Genomic DNA, 13,146 nt, shown 5'->3' with positions numbered 1-13,146 from the left:
CCCACCGCGGGAGAGGGCCGCGGCGCCGTGGGCGATGACATCTCCGCATTCAGGCACCTGCGACAGGGCGTATGTGGACAGGATCGCGTCGACCTCGGTTGGGAAGTCGAACTCGGCCGCGTCGGCTTGCACGAGGCTGATATTGCTCCAGCCGTTGGTCTCTATCCGATGCTGGGCTTGGGCGAGCATCGCGTCGGTCAGATCGACGCCGACGATCCGGCCGTCGGGACCGATCACTTGCTCGATCAGCGAGAAGTTCAGACCGGTGCCGCAGGCGATGTCGACGACGCTGTCACCCGGGCGAAGCCCGAGCGCTTGTACGGCCCGGAGGCGGTGGGCCCGCTGGGGGTAGCCGGGCGCGGGGTAGAACTGGGAGGTGAAGTCGTAGTGCTTCGCCTTCTTGCGGTATGTCTCGATCAGGTGTTCTCGCGTGCTGTCGATCTGGCTCATGGTGTACTCCTCGATCGTATCCCGGGCAGCGCGCTTGCTATGTATATCGATGCGGCCGGCGTGGGCGCGCACGAGCTCGGGCACGATCCCCATGCCGGACCCCAGCGCCGCCCGTGATGCTCGCGCGAGTTCTCCGAGCGGTCTCCGTCTTCTCCGCGACGAAAGCGATTTTGCGGACCCGTCCTTCACGGAGCCAGTGGCTCCAGAGCCGGTGGGCGGCCAGCAGCTCCTCCAGCGCCCGGCTTCCGATCTGCGCGGCAATGTCCGCAGCATCGGCGGTAAACGCGTTGATCAACGAGTCCGCCACGGCACGGTGGGACTGACTGCGGTCATCCTGCCTGCGGACAACCAGCCCGACCCGCTCCAGGCAAGTGAGCATCTCCTGCAGCGGCGTGAGCCAAACCGTGTCGGCGTCAGGCATCCTCTCTCGCTCTGCCGCCGTGAGGGGCTGGCCCTCTTCCATCGTGAAGGCGAACCGCCCGCCGGTCGTGAGCGCCTGGGAGATCTCCTGAAGCAGCGTCTCCTTGTCGGGAAACGCGAGCATGGTCTCGAACAGGAGCACCACGTCGAACGGCCCGGGAGGGATCGGGGGGATCCGCGAGACCTCGAAGCGGCAGGGAAGGTCGCCGGCTCTCTCACGTGCGATGTCGAGAGCGCTGGAGCTGAAGTCCACCCCCAGGTAGGTGCAACCCAGCTCCGCAGTGATGAATCGTCCTGGCCCGGCAACTCCGCAGCACAGGTCCAGCACGGAGACTCCCGGCGCGATGCCGGCCTGACGCGCCAGGGCGAGAATCTCCCCGGCCCGCATGAAGCCTTCCTGCTCCACGAATTCCCCTTGGGCGTAGGCCGACACGCGCGCTCGCCGTAGGGCCTGGACGAACGGAGCGCGCTCGTCCTGCCTCACGGCTCCATGCCCGCACAGTCGACGATTTCGTTCATGCCGCCCAGGATGTCAACCCACCGCCGGGAAGGCTGGGCATGGCGCCGGCGTCATGGTTGGCATGAGCCCTAAGCACGCAGCAGCCGCTGCGCTCGACGCTCGACGCGCCGCGCTCGGCGCGTCCTCGCGGTCGCGAGGACGCACGACGCGAACGGTTCATGCCGGCCCGGTGACGGGGCTGATCGCCCAGGTGCTGCTGCTCGCGGCGCTCGCGGCGACCGTCGGCCTCGGCGACGCCGGCTGGGTTGTCGGGCTCACCTGCGCAGTGATCACCGCTGCGGCACTGGCGCACGGCCTCTCACGCTACGGCTCAGACCGCCTCTGCCTCGCCGACTGGGTGACCCTTGCTCGCGCCACGCTCGCCATCGGCGTCGCGGCGCTTGTGGCCAACTCGCTGCACCGGCACGCGCCGGTCACGATGCTGGTGTCGCTCACGGCGCTCGCGCTCGCGCTGGACGCGGTCGACGGATGGGTCGCGAGACGCACCAGGACGACGAGGACGCTGGGCGCACAGTTCGACGCCGAGGTCGACGCGTTCCTGATCCTCGTCCTCAGCGTGTACGTCGCCCGTTCGGCCGGCGCCTGGGTGCTCGCGATCGGCGCCGCACGCTACGTATTCCTCGCCGTGGGGTGGGTGCTGCCGTGGATGCGCGAGCCGCTGCCGCCGCGCCACTGGCGTAAGGTCGTCGCGGCCACACAAGGGATCGTGCTGGCCGTCGCGGCAGCGGACATCCTGCCACGGTCTCTGACCCAGGCCACTCTCGTCGCGGCGCTCGTCCTGCTCGCCGAGTCGTTCGGTCGCGACGTGTGGTGGCTGCGGGGCAACCGGCGCAGCGCGCGGCAGTCGCTCGCCGATCGCCCGGAGCCGACCCTCGGTCCCGCCACTTCCGGTCCGGCCACTCCCGGTCCCGCCGGCGCCCGTCGCGGACGCGCGCGACAGATCGTCGCCGTAGTGCTGACGATCCTCTCGGCGCTGCTCGTGTGGGCGATTCTTGTCGCTCCGGACCAGCCGCAGTATCTCTCGCTGAACGCGTTCCTGAGGCTCCCGCTCGAGGGCCTGGTCCTGATCGCGCTGGCGCTCGTGCTGCCCGCCAGCGGTCGGCGCATCCTGGCTGTGACCGTCGGGCTGGCCCTGACGCTGGTGCTCGTCCTGAAGGTCATCAACTACGAGGTCTTCACGACCTTCAACCGGCCGTTCGACCCGCTTGGCGACACGAGTCAGCTCGGGAACGGGATCGAGACGCTGCGCTCCTTGGTCGGTTCGACGGAGACGAAGCTGATCGAGGTCGGCGCGGTGGTAGGCGTTGTCGTCCTGGTCGTTCTAGCCATCCTTGCGATGCTCCGGCTGACCAGGGTCGCCGCCGCCAACCGCCGCTGGACGCTCCGGACCGTGCTCGCGCTCGGCGCCGTGTGGGCGCTCTGCTGGGGCTTCGGCGCCCAGCTGATCGCACACACGCCGATCGCCTCCACGCTTTCCGCCGGCCTGATCGTCGACCAGGTACATGCTCTGCAGGCCGACATCCACGACAGGGGCGTCTTCGCCAAGCAGATCAACCACGACGCCTTCCGCAACACTCCCACCAACCAGCTGCTGACCGGTCTGCGCGGCAAGGACGTGCTGCTCGTGTTCGTCGAGGCCTACGGCCAGCTCGCGGTGCAGGGCTCCTCTTTCTCGCCCGAGGTCGACAATGCCCTGTCCGAGGGGAACAAGCGGCTGCAGAGCGCCGGCTTCTCCGCTCGCAGCGGCTTCCTTACGTCGGCGACGTTCGGCGGCATCAGCTGGCTTGCGCACTCCAGCCTGCAGTCGGGGCTCTGGGTCAACAGCCAACTCCGCTACAACCAGCTGATGTCGGCGAAGCGCTTTACGCTCGCCGACGGGTTCAAGCGCGCCGGGTGGCGGACCGTCGATGACGTGCCATCGAACGACCGCGCCTGGCCGCAGGGACAGAACTACTACCACTACGACAAGCTCTACGACCGTTATCAGGTTGGATATCACGGCCCGAGCTTCACCTACGCGTCGATGCCCGACCAGTACATATTCCTGGCGCTGCAGCGTCTCGAGCTCTCGAAGACCCACCGCCGTCCGCTGTTCGCGGAGGTCGACACGGTCTCGAGCCATATGCCGTGGAACCGGATCCCCGAGCAGATCAGCTGGAACGAGGTCGGCAACGGCTCGATCTTCAACCGGACTCCGATGGACCACGAGACCGGCGCGTTCTGGGGCAACCCGCCACGCGTCCAGGCGGCGTACGGCAGGTCGATCGTGTACTCGTTGAACACGCTCACGTCGTTCGTGCAGCACTACGGCAGCAAGAAGCTCGTGATGGTCGTCGTCGGTGACCATCAGCCGTTGCCGATCGTGAGCGGCCACAACTCGAACCACGACGTGCCGATCTCGGTCATCTCCCACGACCCGTCGGTGCTGAAGCGGATCGGAAGCTGGGGCTGGGGCCCGGGCCTGCGGCCCAAGCCGAACGCGCCGGTGTGGCCGATGAGCGCCTTCCGCGACCGCTTCCTCAGCGCATTCGACACGCAACCGGCGACCGGGTAGTGCCCCCCGGCGCCGTCGTCGCTCACCGTGTGCCCGGACGCGCGGACGAGCAGGAGCGCCCGCCGTCGCGGCCGACGGTCGCCGCGCCACGGCGACAGCGGCTAGCCGGCCTGGACGGCCTTCGGGGCCTGGCCGCGCTGTACGTGGTGGTGCACCACGTCTTCCTGCGTGCGTTCTCCGGTCACCCGGTCGACCACGCGCCGTTCTGGGCGGCCTGGTTCATCTACGGGCGCTTCGCGGTGGTGGTGTTCATCGTGCTTTCCGGCTTCTCCCTGGCCCTGTCGCCGGCCCGCCACGGCTGGCGACTCGATGGGATCTCACAGTTCGCGCGCCGGCGGGCTCGGCGGATCCTGCCGGCGTACTGGGCCGCCCTCGCCTTCAGCCTGGCGGTGGCGTGGCTGATCGTCCCTCAGCCCGGAAACGGCGTGCCCGACGCGAAGTCGGTCGTCGTCAACGGCCTGCTGGTGCAGAACATCGTCGGCGCGCACAGCCCCAACGCGGCGTTCTGGTCGATGGCCGTCGAGGCCCAGCTGTACCTCCTGTTCCCTCTGCTGCTGCTCGCCGTCCGCCGGTGGGGCGCGACCGTGATGGTCGCGACGGTCACGCTCGTGGTGGCGGCGGTGGGGATCTTCGGCCCGCATATCCCGCGCGTCGACACGTTCGTGATCCAGTCTCCGCCTGACCTCGCCGCACTGTTCGCGGTCGGGATCCTCGCCGCCGGCATCGTCGGCGCCGGTAGAGCTCGCAGGTCCTGGCCGTGGGCGTGGCTTGCGCTCGCCGCCGCAGCGCCCGTGCTCGCGACGATCTGGTGGCAGGGTTCGGTGTGGACGCTTGACCACCTGTTCTGGGTCGACCTCGCGCTGGGGCCAGCCATCGCGTGCCTTCTGGCCGGTCTGGCTACCGGCCGTCCGGCCCCGCTCCTGCGCCTGCTCGACTGGCGGCCGGTCCGCAAGCTCGGTGATTCGTCCTACAGCCTGTACCTGACGCACGCCCCGATCGTCGTGGTCGTCTACGAGCGGATCGTCGCCGGCCGGGTAGGCCAGGGCGTGCCGGCGTTCCTCGTCACGCTCGCGCTCGCGGTGCCGCTCTCGATCACGTTCGCAAGCGTGTTTGCCTCGGTGTTCGAGGCGCCGTTCCGCCGGCACCACGGCTCGTCCACGACCGGACGGCGGCTCGCTCGCGTGGAAGGGGTGCCGAGATGAGCCGCGCGATGTGGGCGTGGGCCCGGGTCGCGGGCTCAGCGCTGGTGCTCGGCGTGCTCGTCTGGCGCTTGGGCACGGGCCCGTTCCTCGACGGCGTGCGGATGATCGACGCCTCGGCGCTGGCGGCGGGGTTTGGGATCGCGGTGCTGACGACGGTGTGCTGTGCCTGGCGGTGGAAGATCGTCGCCCGTGGTCTCGGCGTCGACCTGTCGCTGCCCGCTGCGGTGGCGGCGTACTACCGGTCGCTGTTCCTCAACCTCACGCTGCCCCGGGGGGATCATCGGCGACGTGCACCGCGGCGTCAGCCACGGTCGTGACGTGAGCGATGTCAGCCGCGGGCTGCGGGCCGTCGCGTGGGAACGCTCCGCCGGGCAGGTGGTGCAGTTCGTGCTGACCGCGATCGTGCTGCTCGCGCTCCCCTCGCCCGTGCAATCGGCGATGCCGCTGGTGGTGCTCGGCGTCGTCGTCGCGGTGCTCGCCGTCGTGCTCGCAGCCAGGGCGCGACCCGGTCGCAGCCGGTCACTGGTGGCGCGGGTCCGTAACGCAGCGGGCCGGGACATCCGCGAGGCGCTGCTCGCCCGCCGGGCGTGGCTGGTCATCGCGCTTTCGTCTGCAGTGGTCGTCGGCGGCCACGCGGCAACCTTCCTGATCGCCGCGCGGACCGCCGGCGCCATCGCACCACTGGACCGGATGCTGCCGATCGCGTTGCTGGTGTTGCTGGCTGCGGCGCTGCCGAGCGTGGGTGGCTGGGGGCCGCGCGAGGGCGTGACGGCCTGGGCGTTCGGCGCTGCCGGCCTGGGTGCGCAACGAGGGGTCGCGACGGCCGTCGTCTACGGCGTCATGGTGTTCGTCGCAAGTCTGCCGGGCGCCATCGTCCTGGTCGTGGCATGGTTCCGTCGCACCCGGTCTCCGAAGCGGAAAGAACCGCCACTCCGGCACAAAGCAGCAAATGCCTGACCGCCCCTACACCCTGTTGAGCTGTGGCATGTCGATCGACGGCTATCTCGGCAGCGCGTCGCCGCGGCGTCTCGAGCTGTCCAACGACGCCGACTTCGACCGGGTCGACGCCGTCCGCGCCTCGTGCGACGCGATCCTGGTCGGCGCGGCGACCGTGCGGAACGACAACCCGCGGCTGCTGGTGCGCTCGAAGACCCGCCGCGACGAGCGGACGGCTCGTGGGCTCGCGCCGTCGCCGATCAAGGTCACCGTGACCGAGCGGGTGGAGTTAGACGCGTGCGCCGACTTCTTCACCACCGGCGACACCGAGAAGCTCGTCTACTGTGCGAGCCCGCGGGTCCTCGACGCGCGCTCGCTACTCGGACCGGTGGCGACCGTGGTCGATGGTGGCCAGCCGGTGGAGATGCGCAGGGTCAGTGAGGACCTCGGCGCCCGGGGTGTGCAGCGGCTGATGGTCGAGGGCGGCGGCAAGGTGCACACGCAGTTCCTGACCGACAACCTCGCCGACGAGCTGCAGCTGGTCGTCGCTCCCTTCTTCGTCGGCGACTCGCGGGCGCCACGGTTCGTGAGCGACGGCCGCTTCCCCTGGAACCACGGCCGGCGAGCGACGCTCGCCGGGGTCCGCCAGATCGGCGACGTGGTGCTGCTGCGCTACGCGCTCTCGCCGCGGTTCCAGACCGACTGACCGAGTGGATCGATGCCGCTGCCACTGCCCGCTGCGACGATCCGTACCCAGGTGACGGTGCCCCTGCGGTTCGCGGACGGGTATGCCACGACCGCCCGGGTGTTCAGCTTCGACGGGCTGGTCGACGGCCAGGAGAACCTCGCCTTTGGGCTGGGCGATCGGGCCGCCGCTGTCACCTCCGTGGGACGCGGCCCGGTGCCGCTGGTCCGGCCGCACAGCGAGTGCCTGACCGGGGATGTGTTCGGCAGTCAACGGTGCGACTGCGGGCCGCAGCTGCGCGAAGCCGTCGAGCGCATCGCCGAATGCGGTGGCTACCTGTTGTATCTGCGGCAGGAGGGGCGCGGCATCGGCCTGTACGCCAAGCTCGACGCCTACGCGCTGCAGGACGCGGGGCTGGATACCTATGAGGCGAACCTTGCGCTGGGCCACAGCGAGGACGAACGCAGCTACCTCGTCGCCGCGCAGATGTTGCAGGCACTGGGGGTGTCGCGGGTCGCCCTGCTCAGCAACAACCCGGACAAGGCCGGGCAGCTGCGCCGGTTCGGAGTGACAGTGACCGCGCGCGTGCCGACCGGCGTGCACCTGTCCGCCACGAACGCCCGGTACCTGGCGACGAAGGCGCGAAAGGGCGCGCACGCGCTCGACGTCCCGCTGTCAGCGGGGTGAGATCCGCCGCTCATCGGGGAGGACCAGCAGGTCGGCGTGGTCGACGGTGACAGCGAGCTGTCCGGCTGCTGCCTGCGCCAGACGGCGGCGTGCATAGACGTCGGTCTCGGCGGTCAGCTCGACCTGCTGCTCACACGCGGCACCCACCCACCCGGTGAACCACTCCGCCGCCAGGTCAGCCTGCGCGGCACCGAGTCGCCAGGGGGTGGGGCGGACGAGGATCTCGGCCCCCAGTCGGCCGCACTCCTCGACGGCGAGCGCGACGGCGTCCGGGCCGAGCAGGCGGCGCCCCTCCACCGTGCGGCGTTGGTGGGCATCAAAGGCAGCGGCCACGTCGCGGTCCAGTGGATCCGCCGGGGTCAGGTCGACGTGACCGACCACGGACAGAGTTAGCAGCATCGGACACCCGGCGCCGGCACACACGGTGAGCAGTCCGGCCAGCTCGTCCTCGGTCAGCAGGTCCAATAGCGCCGACGCGGTGATCAGGGTGGCATCGGCGAGATCGCCCGGGTGCAGCCGGGTGATGTCGGACTGCGTGGCCTCGACGGTGACCGCGGCCCCGTCGGCGGCCGGGCCGGGGAGGTCGGCGGCAGCGAGCACCAGCAGGTCTGGGTCCCGGTCGTGCAGGACCCAGTGCTGTCGCCCGGGGAGCAGTGGCTCCAGCCAGCGGCCCATCGCCCCGGTGCCGCAGCCGAGATCGTGGACCACCCGGCGGCCGCTCGCCGGGAGCGCTCGCCGGAGGCGTTCGACGAGGTCACGTGAACGAGCCGCAGCGTCAGCAGGCTCGCGAAGGGCGAGCCATCCCCCGCTGACCCGGATCCCCTGGGCGCTCATTGCGACGCTTCGGCCAGGACACCGGCGACGACGCACGTCGTGGTCGACCACCCGGAGAGCGACTCGCGCCGCTCGCGGGCGGCTTGGCGCAGCCGCCCTCTCAGCTCGCCGTCGCCGAGCCAGCCCCGGATCGCGGCGCCGAGTGCCGCAGGGTCCTCCGGCGGGACCAGCAGCCCGGGCCGGATCCCGTCGTCGCTGTGACCGAGGGCCTCCGTCAGCCCGCCGACATCGGCTGTCAGCACCGGCAGGCCATGGGCTAGAGCCTCGGTGACGACCATGCCGTACGCCTCGGCGCGCGAGGCCAGCACCACCAGGTCCGCGGCGGCGTAGCTGCGGTCGAGATCGGCTCCGGTCCGCGGTCCAGCGAAGTACACGCGGTCGTGCAGCCCGACGTCGTGTGCGCGGCTCCGTAGACGCTCCACGAACGCCGGGTCGCGGTCCAGGCTGCCCACGCACACGCAGTGCCACGCCAGGTCCGAGATCGTCGCCAGCGCATCGAGCAGCACGTCGTGGCCCTTGTCGAAGGTCACCGCCGCGACGCACAACAGCGCCCCACCGGCGGCGGTCCCGGTTGCGAGGTCGGCGGCGTCGACGGCGGGCTCGGCGACGTACACCCGGTCGGCGGGCAGCGGATACAGGTCCAGCAGCCGACGCCGGGTCCACGCGCTGGTCGTGACGACGGCGGCGGCGACCGTGAGGACCGCGCGTTCCCGCGTCCGGGCGTCATCGGCCCCGTCATCCGCCGGGCGGTGACCCAGCGACATGTGCACGAGCACGACCAGGCGCAACCGGCGCGCCTGCGGCACAAGCACCTCGGGGGCTGTCGAGGCAACCAGTCCGTCGAGCAGGACGACGGCGTCGTCGGGGATCCGTTCGACGACGCCGGCGAGCGCGGCGAGCGACGGCGCGTCGGGTCGCGGCCAGCCGCCGGGTACGGCGTGCTCGTGCACCAGCCAGCCGAGCGAGGTGAGTCCGCTGCAGAGATTGCGGTCATAGGTGTTGCCTCCGCTCGGCCGGGCCGGGTCGTCGATGCCGTCGGGTACGACGACATGCACCACCGTCACAGGGCCCGCTCGTACGTCGCCCAGGCGATGTGCGACTCGTGCAGCGTGACGACCAGCCCGTCCAGCTCGCGGGCGGTGTCGCCCAGGGCACCGGCGTGCACGCGGTCGGCGAGTCGATCGGCGACCACCCGGGCGAGCGCCTCGGTGGAGGTGTTCATGCCCGCGAAGGCGGGCTCCTCGTCGAGATTGCGGTAGCTGAGCTCGGCCACCACAGCGTGCAGCTCCTCGGCCGCCCGACCGATGTCAACCACGATGTTGTCGGCGTCGAGCGCCGCGCGCCGGAACGTAGCGTCGACGACGTACGTCGCGCCGTGCAGGCGCTGCGCGGGCCCGAACACCTCGCCGCGGAAGCTGTGGGCGATCATCATGTGATCGCGGACGGTCACGCTGAACACGATCTAGTGGCCCACTACTGCCCGTAGGTGATGGTGTGGCAGAGCGCCGGCAGACTCCCCGCGGCCAGCCGCGCCATCACGTCGGGCAGTTCGGCGAAGCGGGATTGCCCGGTTACGAGTACGTCGAAGGCGGGGTCGCGCAGCAGGTCGAGCGCGAGCGCCAGCCGGTCGGCCGTCGTGCGGCGCCGGCTGCGAGCCGGGGAGACGGTGCCGACCTGGCTGGCGCGGATGCCGAGGCGACCCGCGTGGAACGCCCCGCCCAGCGAAAGCCGGACCTCGATGTCGCCGTACCAGCTGAGGTCGATGACCGTGCCCTCGGGCGCGAGCAGGTCGAGCGACAGCTGGAGTCCGGCGGACGTCGCGCTGGCGTGCACGACCAGGTCGCGACCGTCGGCGGCGCCGGCCGGCTGAGCGAAGTCGACGCCGAGTGCGGCCGCGACATCGGCCCGGCCGGCATCGACGTCTACGAGCGTGACTTGCACCGCGGGGAAGCGACTCAGCAGGCGTGCGACGCAGCAGCCGACCATCCCGGCGCCGACGACCGTGACGCGGTCGCCGAGCAGTGGTGCTGAATCCCACAGGGCGTTGACGGCAGTCTCGACGGTGCCCGCGAGAACGGCACGAGTGGGTGGCACGCCCTCGGGCACGACGGTCACAGCGCCGGCCGGCACCACGTAGGCCGTCTGGTGCGGGTACAGGCAGAAGACCATGCGGCCGCACAACTCCGCCGGTCCCTGCTCCACGGCGCCCACGTTGAGGTAGCCGTACTTGACCGGCCCCGGAAAGTCCCCTTCCTGAAATGGCGCTCGCATGGCGGCGTACTGAGCCGGCGGAACACCGCCTCGGAATACCAACGTCTCGGTGCCTCGGCTGACGCCGGAGCGCAAGGTGCGCACCATCACGTCGTCCCGCCCCAGCTCGGGCAGTGTGACCGGCCGGATCTCCCCGCAGCCGGGCGCGCGTAGCCAGAACGCCTGCGCCTCGGCCTGCACCGGCATCACGTTTTCGGCGAACCCGACATGCTCGTACATGCTATTTGGAAGGGGCCCGATCCGAGGAACCGCCGCGCTCTCCCGCGGTCCGCCGCCGAGACGGCCGCATCGCGTCGGCTCAAGGGTCTCAGGCCAGGCGCCGATGCCTAACGTGCAATGAATCGCGCGTTTAAGACGCGAGTTGAATCAGGCACCGCGGACGGAGCCCCGACGCTCGACGTCTCCGTGCTGCGCGCGGTGATCGCCATGCAGCACGAGCTTGGGGCTGTCGGGCTCGACCTCAAGGCGGTCATGCAGCGCATCGCGGACCGTACGCGCGAGCTGACGGGGGGGACCTCGGCCGCGGTTCGCCTGCTCGACGGCGATGCCCTGGTCTGCGGAGCCACGAGCGGTTCGCCCGAGATCGCGCGCCCGCACCGCCTTCCGAACGGCGACAACCTCTCCGGCCACGCCATGCGCAGCGGCCGTTCACTGCTCTGCGTGGACACTGAGACCGACGAGCGTGTCGACAGCGAGTTGTCGCGGAGCCGTGGCGTTCGCTCGATCATCGCCGTGCCCCTGCTCCACGCCGGAGAAGCCGTCGGCCTCCTGTTGTTGTACGGCGACGAGGCCGGTGCGTTCGGCGAGCGTCACGTGATGATGATGGAGCTGCTGTCGGTTGTCCTCTCGGCCGCGATGGCGCACGCAGCGGAGTTCGAAGCCAAGCGCGACCAGGTCGAGGCGCTGGCCCGATTCGAGGCCACTTTCGCAGGCGCGCTCACCGGGATGCTGTTGGAGGATCTGGACGGCAGGATCATCGACTCCAACCCTGCGATCCAGAAGCTGCTCGGCCGCAGCCACGCTGAGCTCGAGGGGGCCCGGACCTCGGAATTCATGCATCGAGACGATCGCGGCGACGCGCGCTCGGCCTACCTGCGGATGGTCGCCGCCGGCGAGAGCTCGCTGCGCCTGCAGCACCGGCTCGTCGACCGCCAGGGCGAGATCCTGTGGGTCGACTCCTCCTCCTCGCTGGTGCCGGATTCTGATGGAAACAAGGGCTTTGCCATCACGATGATCCAGGACGTAACCCAGCGTAAGAAGGCGGAGGCGGCGCTCCGCTCCCAATCCGTGCTAAACGAGCACCAGGCGCTGCACGACTCCCTGACCGGGCTCGCGAACCGCACCCTGTTCCGCAATCGCATCGAGAACGTAGTCACGGCCAGGCGCCGCATCGACGCTCGATCCGCCGTGCTGGTGATGGACCTCGACGGCTTCAAGGAGATCAACGACTCTCTTGGCCACGCCGCGGGCGACGATCTGCTCGTCGAGGTCGGCCGACGACTGGAGGCGACACTGCGCACCTCGGACACGGTGGCGCGCCTGGGCGGCGACGAGTTCGGGGTGTTGTTGCCGAACGCGAGCGTCCCCTCTGACGTGGTGCGGGCGGTGGAGCGGATGCAGGCGGCGATCGAGAACCCGATCACGCTGCAGGGTCTGTCGCTGTCCCTGGAGGCCTCGATCGGGGTCGCGCTTTACCCCGATGACGGCAACGATGTCGAGACGCTGCTCCGCTGCGCCGACGGGGCGATGTACTACGCCAAGGCGGAGAAGTCCGGCTGGGCGTTCTACGACAGCGGCCACGTCCGGCACGACGCAGCCCGGCTGACGTTGATGGGTGAGCTCCGCCGGGCGCTCGACCAGCGTGAGCTCGTCCTCTACTACCAGCCCAAGGCTGTCCTTGCCGATGGGGAGGTTCACGGGGTGGAGGCGTTGCTGCGTTGGAACCACCCTGTCCGGGGCCTCGTTCCGCCCGACGAGTTCATCCCGATGGCCCAGCAGACGGGCCTGATCAAGCCGCTGACGCTCTACGTGATCGATGAGGCACTGCGACAGTGCCGGTCGTGGCAGGACGACGGGATGCCGCTGGCGATCGCGGTCAACCTGTTCGCGCGCAACCTCGTGGACGTCGACTTTCCGACGCAGGTGGCCGGGCTACTCGATCGCTGGAACGTCGAGCCGGACCTCCTCGAGTTCGAGATCACCGAGTCGGCCATGCTGGCCGACCCGACGCGCACGAAGGTGATCCTCGAGCGTCTGTCGGCGATGGGCATCCGGCTCTCGATCGACGACTTCGGCACCGGGTATTCGTCACTGGCCTACCTCAAGCGACTGCCGGTGAGCGAGATCAAGGTCGACCGGTCCTTCGTGATGAACATGGATGAGGACGACGACGACGCCACGATCGTGCGCTCCACCATCGAGCTCGGCCGCAACCTCGGCCTCGAGGTGGTCGCCGAGGGCGTGGAGACCGAGCAGGTCTGGGACCGCCTCAAGGCGCTCGGCTGCACCGCCGCGCAGGGCTACTACCTGAGCCGCGCCATTCCCGCGCCCGAGTTTCGAGCCTGGCTTCTGGAGCGCCGGAGCACGC

13 protein-coding genes are annotated in these 13,146 nt (G+C 70.2%); 7 read left to right on the top strand and 6 right to left on the bottom strand.

The window, feature by feature from the left end; all coding sequences use genetic code 11:
• Together VIM26_RS00720 and VIM26_RS00715 are read right to left on the bottom strand one after the other, a co-directional pair.
• Nucleotides 1-450, bottom strand: a 450-nt coding sequence (locus tag VIM26_RS00720) for a class I SAM-dependent methyltransferase (protein ID WP_331948390.1), incomplete at its 3' end; no start/stop codon positions are given.
• 37 nt (nucleotides 451-487) lie between these two features.
• On the bottom strand, nucleotides 488-1,303 hold the full coding sequence (locus VIM26_RS00715) for a class I SAM-dependent methyltransferase (RefSeq protein ID WP_331948389.1): 816 nt from the start codon (nucleotides 1,301-1,303) through the stop codon (nucleotides 488-490).
• A 256-nt stretch (nucleotides 1,304-1,559) separates the two neighbouring features.
• Here VIM26_RS00715 and VIM26_RS00710 point away from each other — a divergent pair, with 256 nt between their 5' ends.
• The 6 genes from VIM26_RS00710 to VIM26_RS00685 are packed head-to-tail and all read left to right on the top strand — an operon-like array spanning nucleotide 1,560 to nucleotide 7,454.
• Nucleotides 1,560-3,944, top strand: coding sequence for a CDP-alcohol phosphatidyltransferase family protein (locus VIM26_RS00710; RefSeq protein WP_331948388.1), 2,385 nt, complete (start codon nucleotides 1,560-1,562; stop codon nucleotides 3,942-3,944).
• Nucleotides 3,945-3,973: 29 nt separating this feature from the next.
• Nucleotides 3,974-5,146, top strand: coding sequence for an acyltransferase (locus VIM26_RS00705; RefSeq protein ID WP_331948387.1), 1,173 nt, complete (start codon nucleotides 3,974-3,976; stop codon nucleotides 5,144-5,146).
• Complete coding sequence (locus VIM26_RS00700) at nucleotides 5,143-5,463, top strand: lysylphosphatidylglycerol synthase domain-containing protein (RefSeq protein WP_331948386.1); 321 nt, start codon at nucleotides 5,143-5,145, stop codon at nucleotides 5,461-5,463. The genes VIM26_RS00705 and VIM26_RS00700 overlap by 4 nt, the downstream gene beginning before the upstream one ends.
• A 1-nt stretch (nucleotide 5,464) precedes the next feature.
• Nucleotides 5,465-6,103 carry a lysylphosphatidylglycerol synthase domain-containing protein gene (locus VIM26_RS00695; protein WP_331948385.1) on the top strand — a complete coding sequence of 213 codons (639 nt, stop codon included), beginning with the start codon at nucleotides 5,465-5,467 and terminating at the stop codon, nucleotides 6,101-6,103.
• Nucleotides 6,096-6,788 carry a RibD family protein gene (locus tag VIM26_RS00690; protein WP_331948384.1) on the top strand — a complete coding sequence of 231 codons (693 nt, stop codon included), beginning with the start codon at nucleotides 6,096-6,098 and terminating at the stop codon, nucleotides 6,786-6,788. The genes VIM26_RS00695 and VIM26_RS00690 overlap by 8 nt, the downstream gene beginning before the upstream one ends.
• A 12-nt stretch (nucleotides 6,789-6,800) precedes the next feature.
• Nucleotides 6,801-7,454, top strand: coding sequence for a GTP cyclohydrolase II (locus tag VIM26_RS00685; RefSeq protein ID WP_331948383.1), 654 nt, complete (start codon nucleotides 6,801-6,803; stop codon nucleotides 7,452-7,454).
• Here the strand turns inward: VIM26_RS00685 and VIM26_RS00680 are convergent.
• From VIM26_RS00680 to VIM26_RS00665, 4 genes are all read right to left on the bottom strand, one after another.
• Nucleotides 7,443-8,162, bottom strand: a complete 720-nt coding sequence (locus tag VIM26_RS00680) for an SAM-dependent methyltransferase (protein WP_331948382.1) — start codon at nucleotides 8,160-8,162, stop codon at nucleotides 7,443-7,445. The genes VIM26_RS00685 and VIM26_RS00680 overlap by 12 nt on opposite strands.
• A gap of 122 nt (nucleotides 8,163-8,284) precedes the next feature.
• Nucleotides 8,285-9,352 (bottom strand): glycosyltransferase family 4 protein, encoded by a 1,068-nt coding sequence (locus VIM26_RS00675; protein ID WP_331948381.1) that lies wholly within the window; start codon nucleotides 9,350-9,352, stop codon nucleotides 8,285-8,287.
• On the bottom strand, nucleotides 9,349-9,747 hold the full coding sequence (locus tag VIM26_RS00670; protein WP_331948380.1) for a 6-carboxytetrahydropterin synthase: 399 nt from the start codon (nucleotides 9,745-9,747) through the stop codon (nucleotides 9,349-9,351). The genes VIM26_RS00675 and VIM26_RS00670 overlap by 4 nt, the downstream gene beginning before the upstream one ends.
• Nucleotides 9,748-9,761: 14 nt before the next feature.
• Nucleotides 9,762-10,778: a zinc-binding alcohol dehydrogenase gene (locus tag VIM26_RS00665; protein WP_331948379.1), complete on the bottom strand. Its 1,017-nt coding sequence runs from the start codon at nucleotides 10,776-10,778 to the stop codon at nucleotides 9,762-9,764.
• Between the two features lie 186 nt (nucleotides 10,779-10,964).
• Here VIM26_RS00665 and VIM26_RS00660 point away from each other — a divergent pair.
• Nucleotides 10,965-13,146, top strand: a 2,182-nt coding sequence (locus tag VIM26_RS00660; RefSeq protein WP_331948378.1) for a putative bifunctional diguanylate cyclase/phosphodiesterase, incomplete at its 3' end; no start/stop codon positions are given.

This window comes from Pengzhenrongella sp., from assembly GCF_036565025.1.
Taxonomy (GTDB): Bacteria; Actinomycetota; Actinomycetes; order Actinomycetales; family Cellulomonadaceae; genus Pengzhenrongella.
This window is presented reverse-complemented; position numbering and strand designations above follow the sequence as displayed.

What these genes read in the sequence shown, in the direction of transcription:
- VIM26_RS00700 (WP_331948386.1), top strand. Translation starts at nt 5,143, where the DNA reads ATGAGCCGCGCGATGTGGGCGTGGGCCCGGGTCGCGGGCTCAGCGCTG.
- VIM26_RS00690 (WP_331948384.1), top strand. Translation starts at nt 6,096, where the DNA reads ATGCCTGACCGCCCCTACACCCTGTTGAGCTGTGGCATGTCGATCGAC.
- VIM26_RS00685 (WP_331948383.1), top strand. Translation starts at nt 6,801, where the DNA reads ATGCCGCTGCCACTGCCCGCTGCGACGATCCGTACCCAGGTGACGGTG.
- VIM26_RS00665 (WP_331948379.1), bottom strand. Translation starts at nt 10,778, where the DNA reads ATGTACGAGCATGTCGGGTTCGCCGAAAACGTGATGCCGGTGCAGGCC.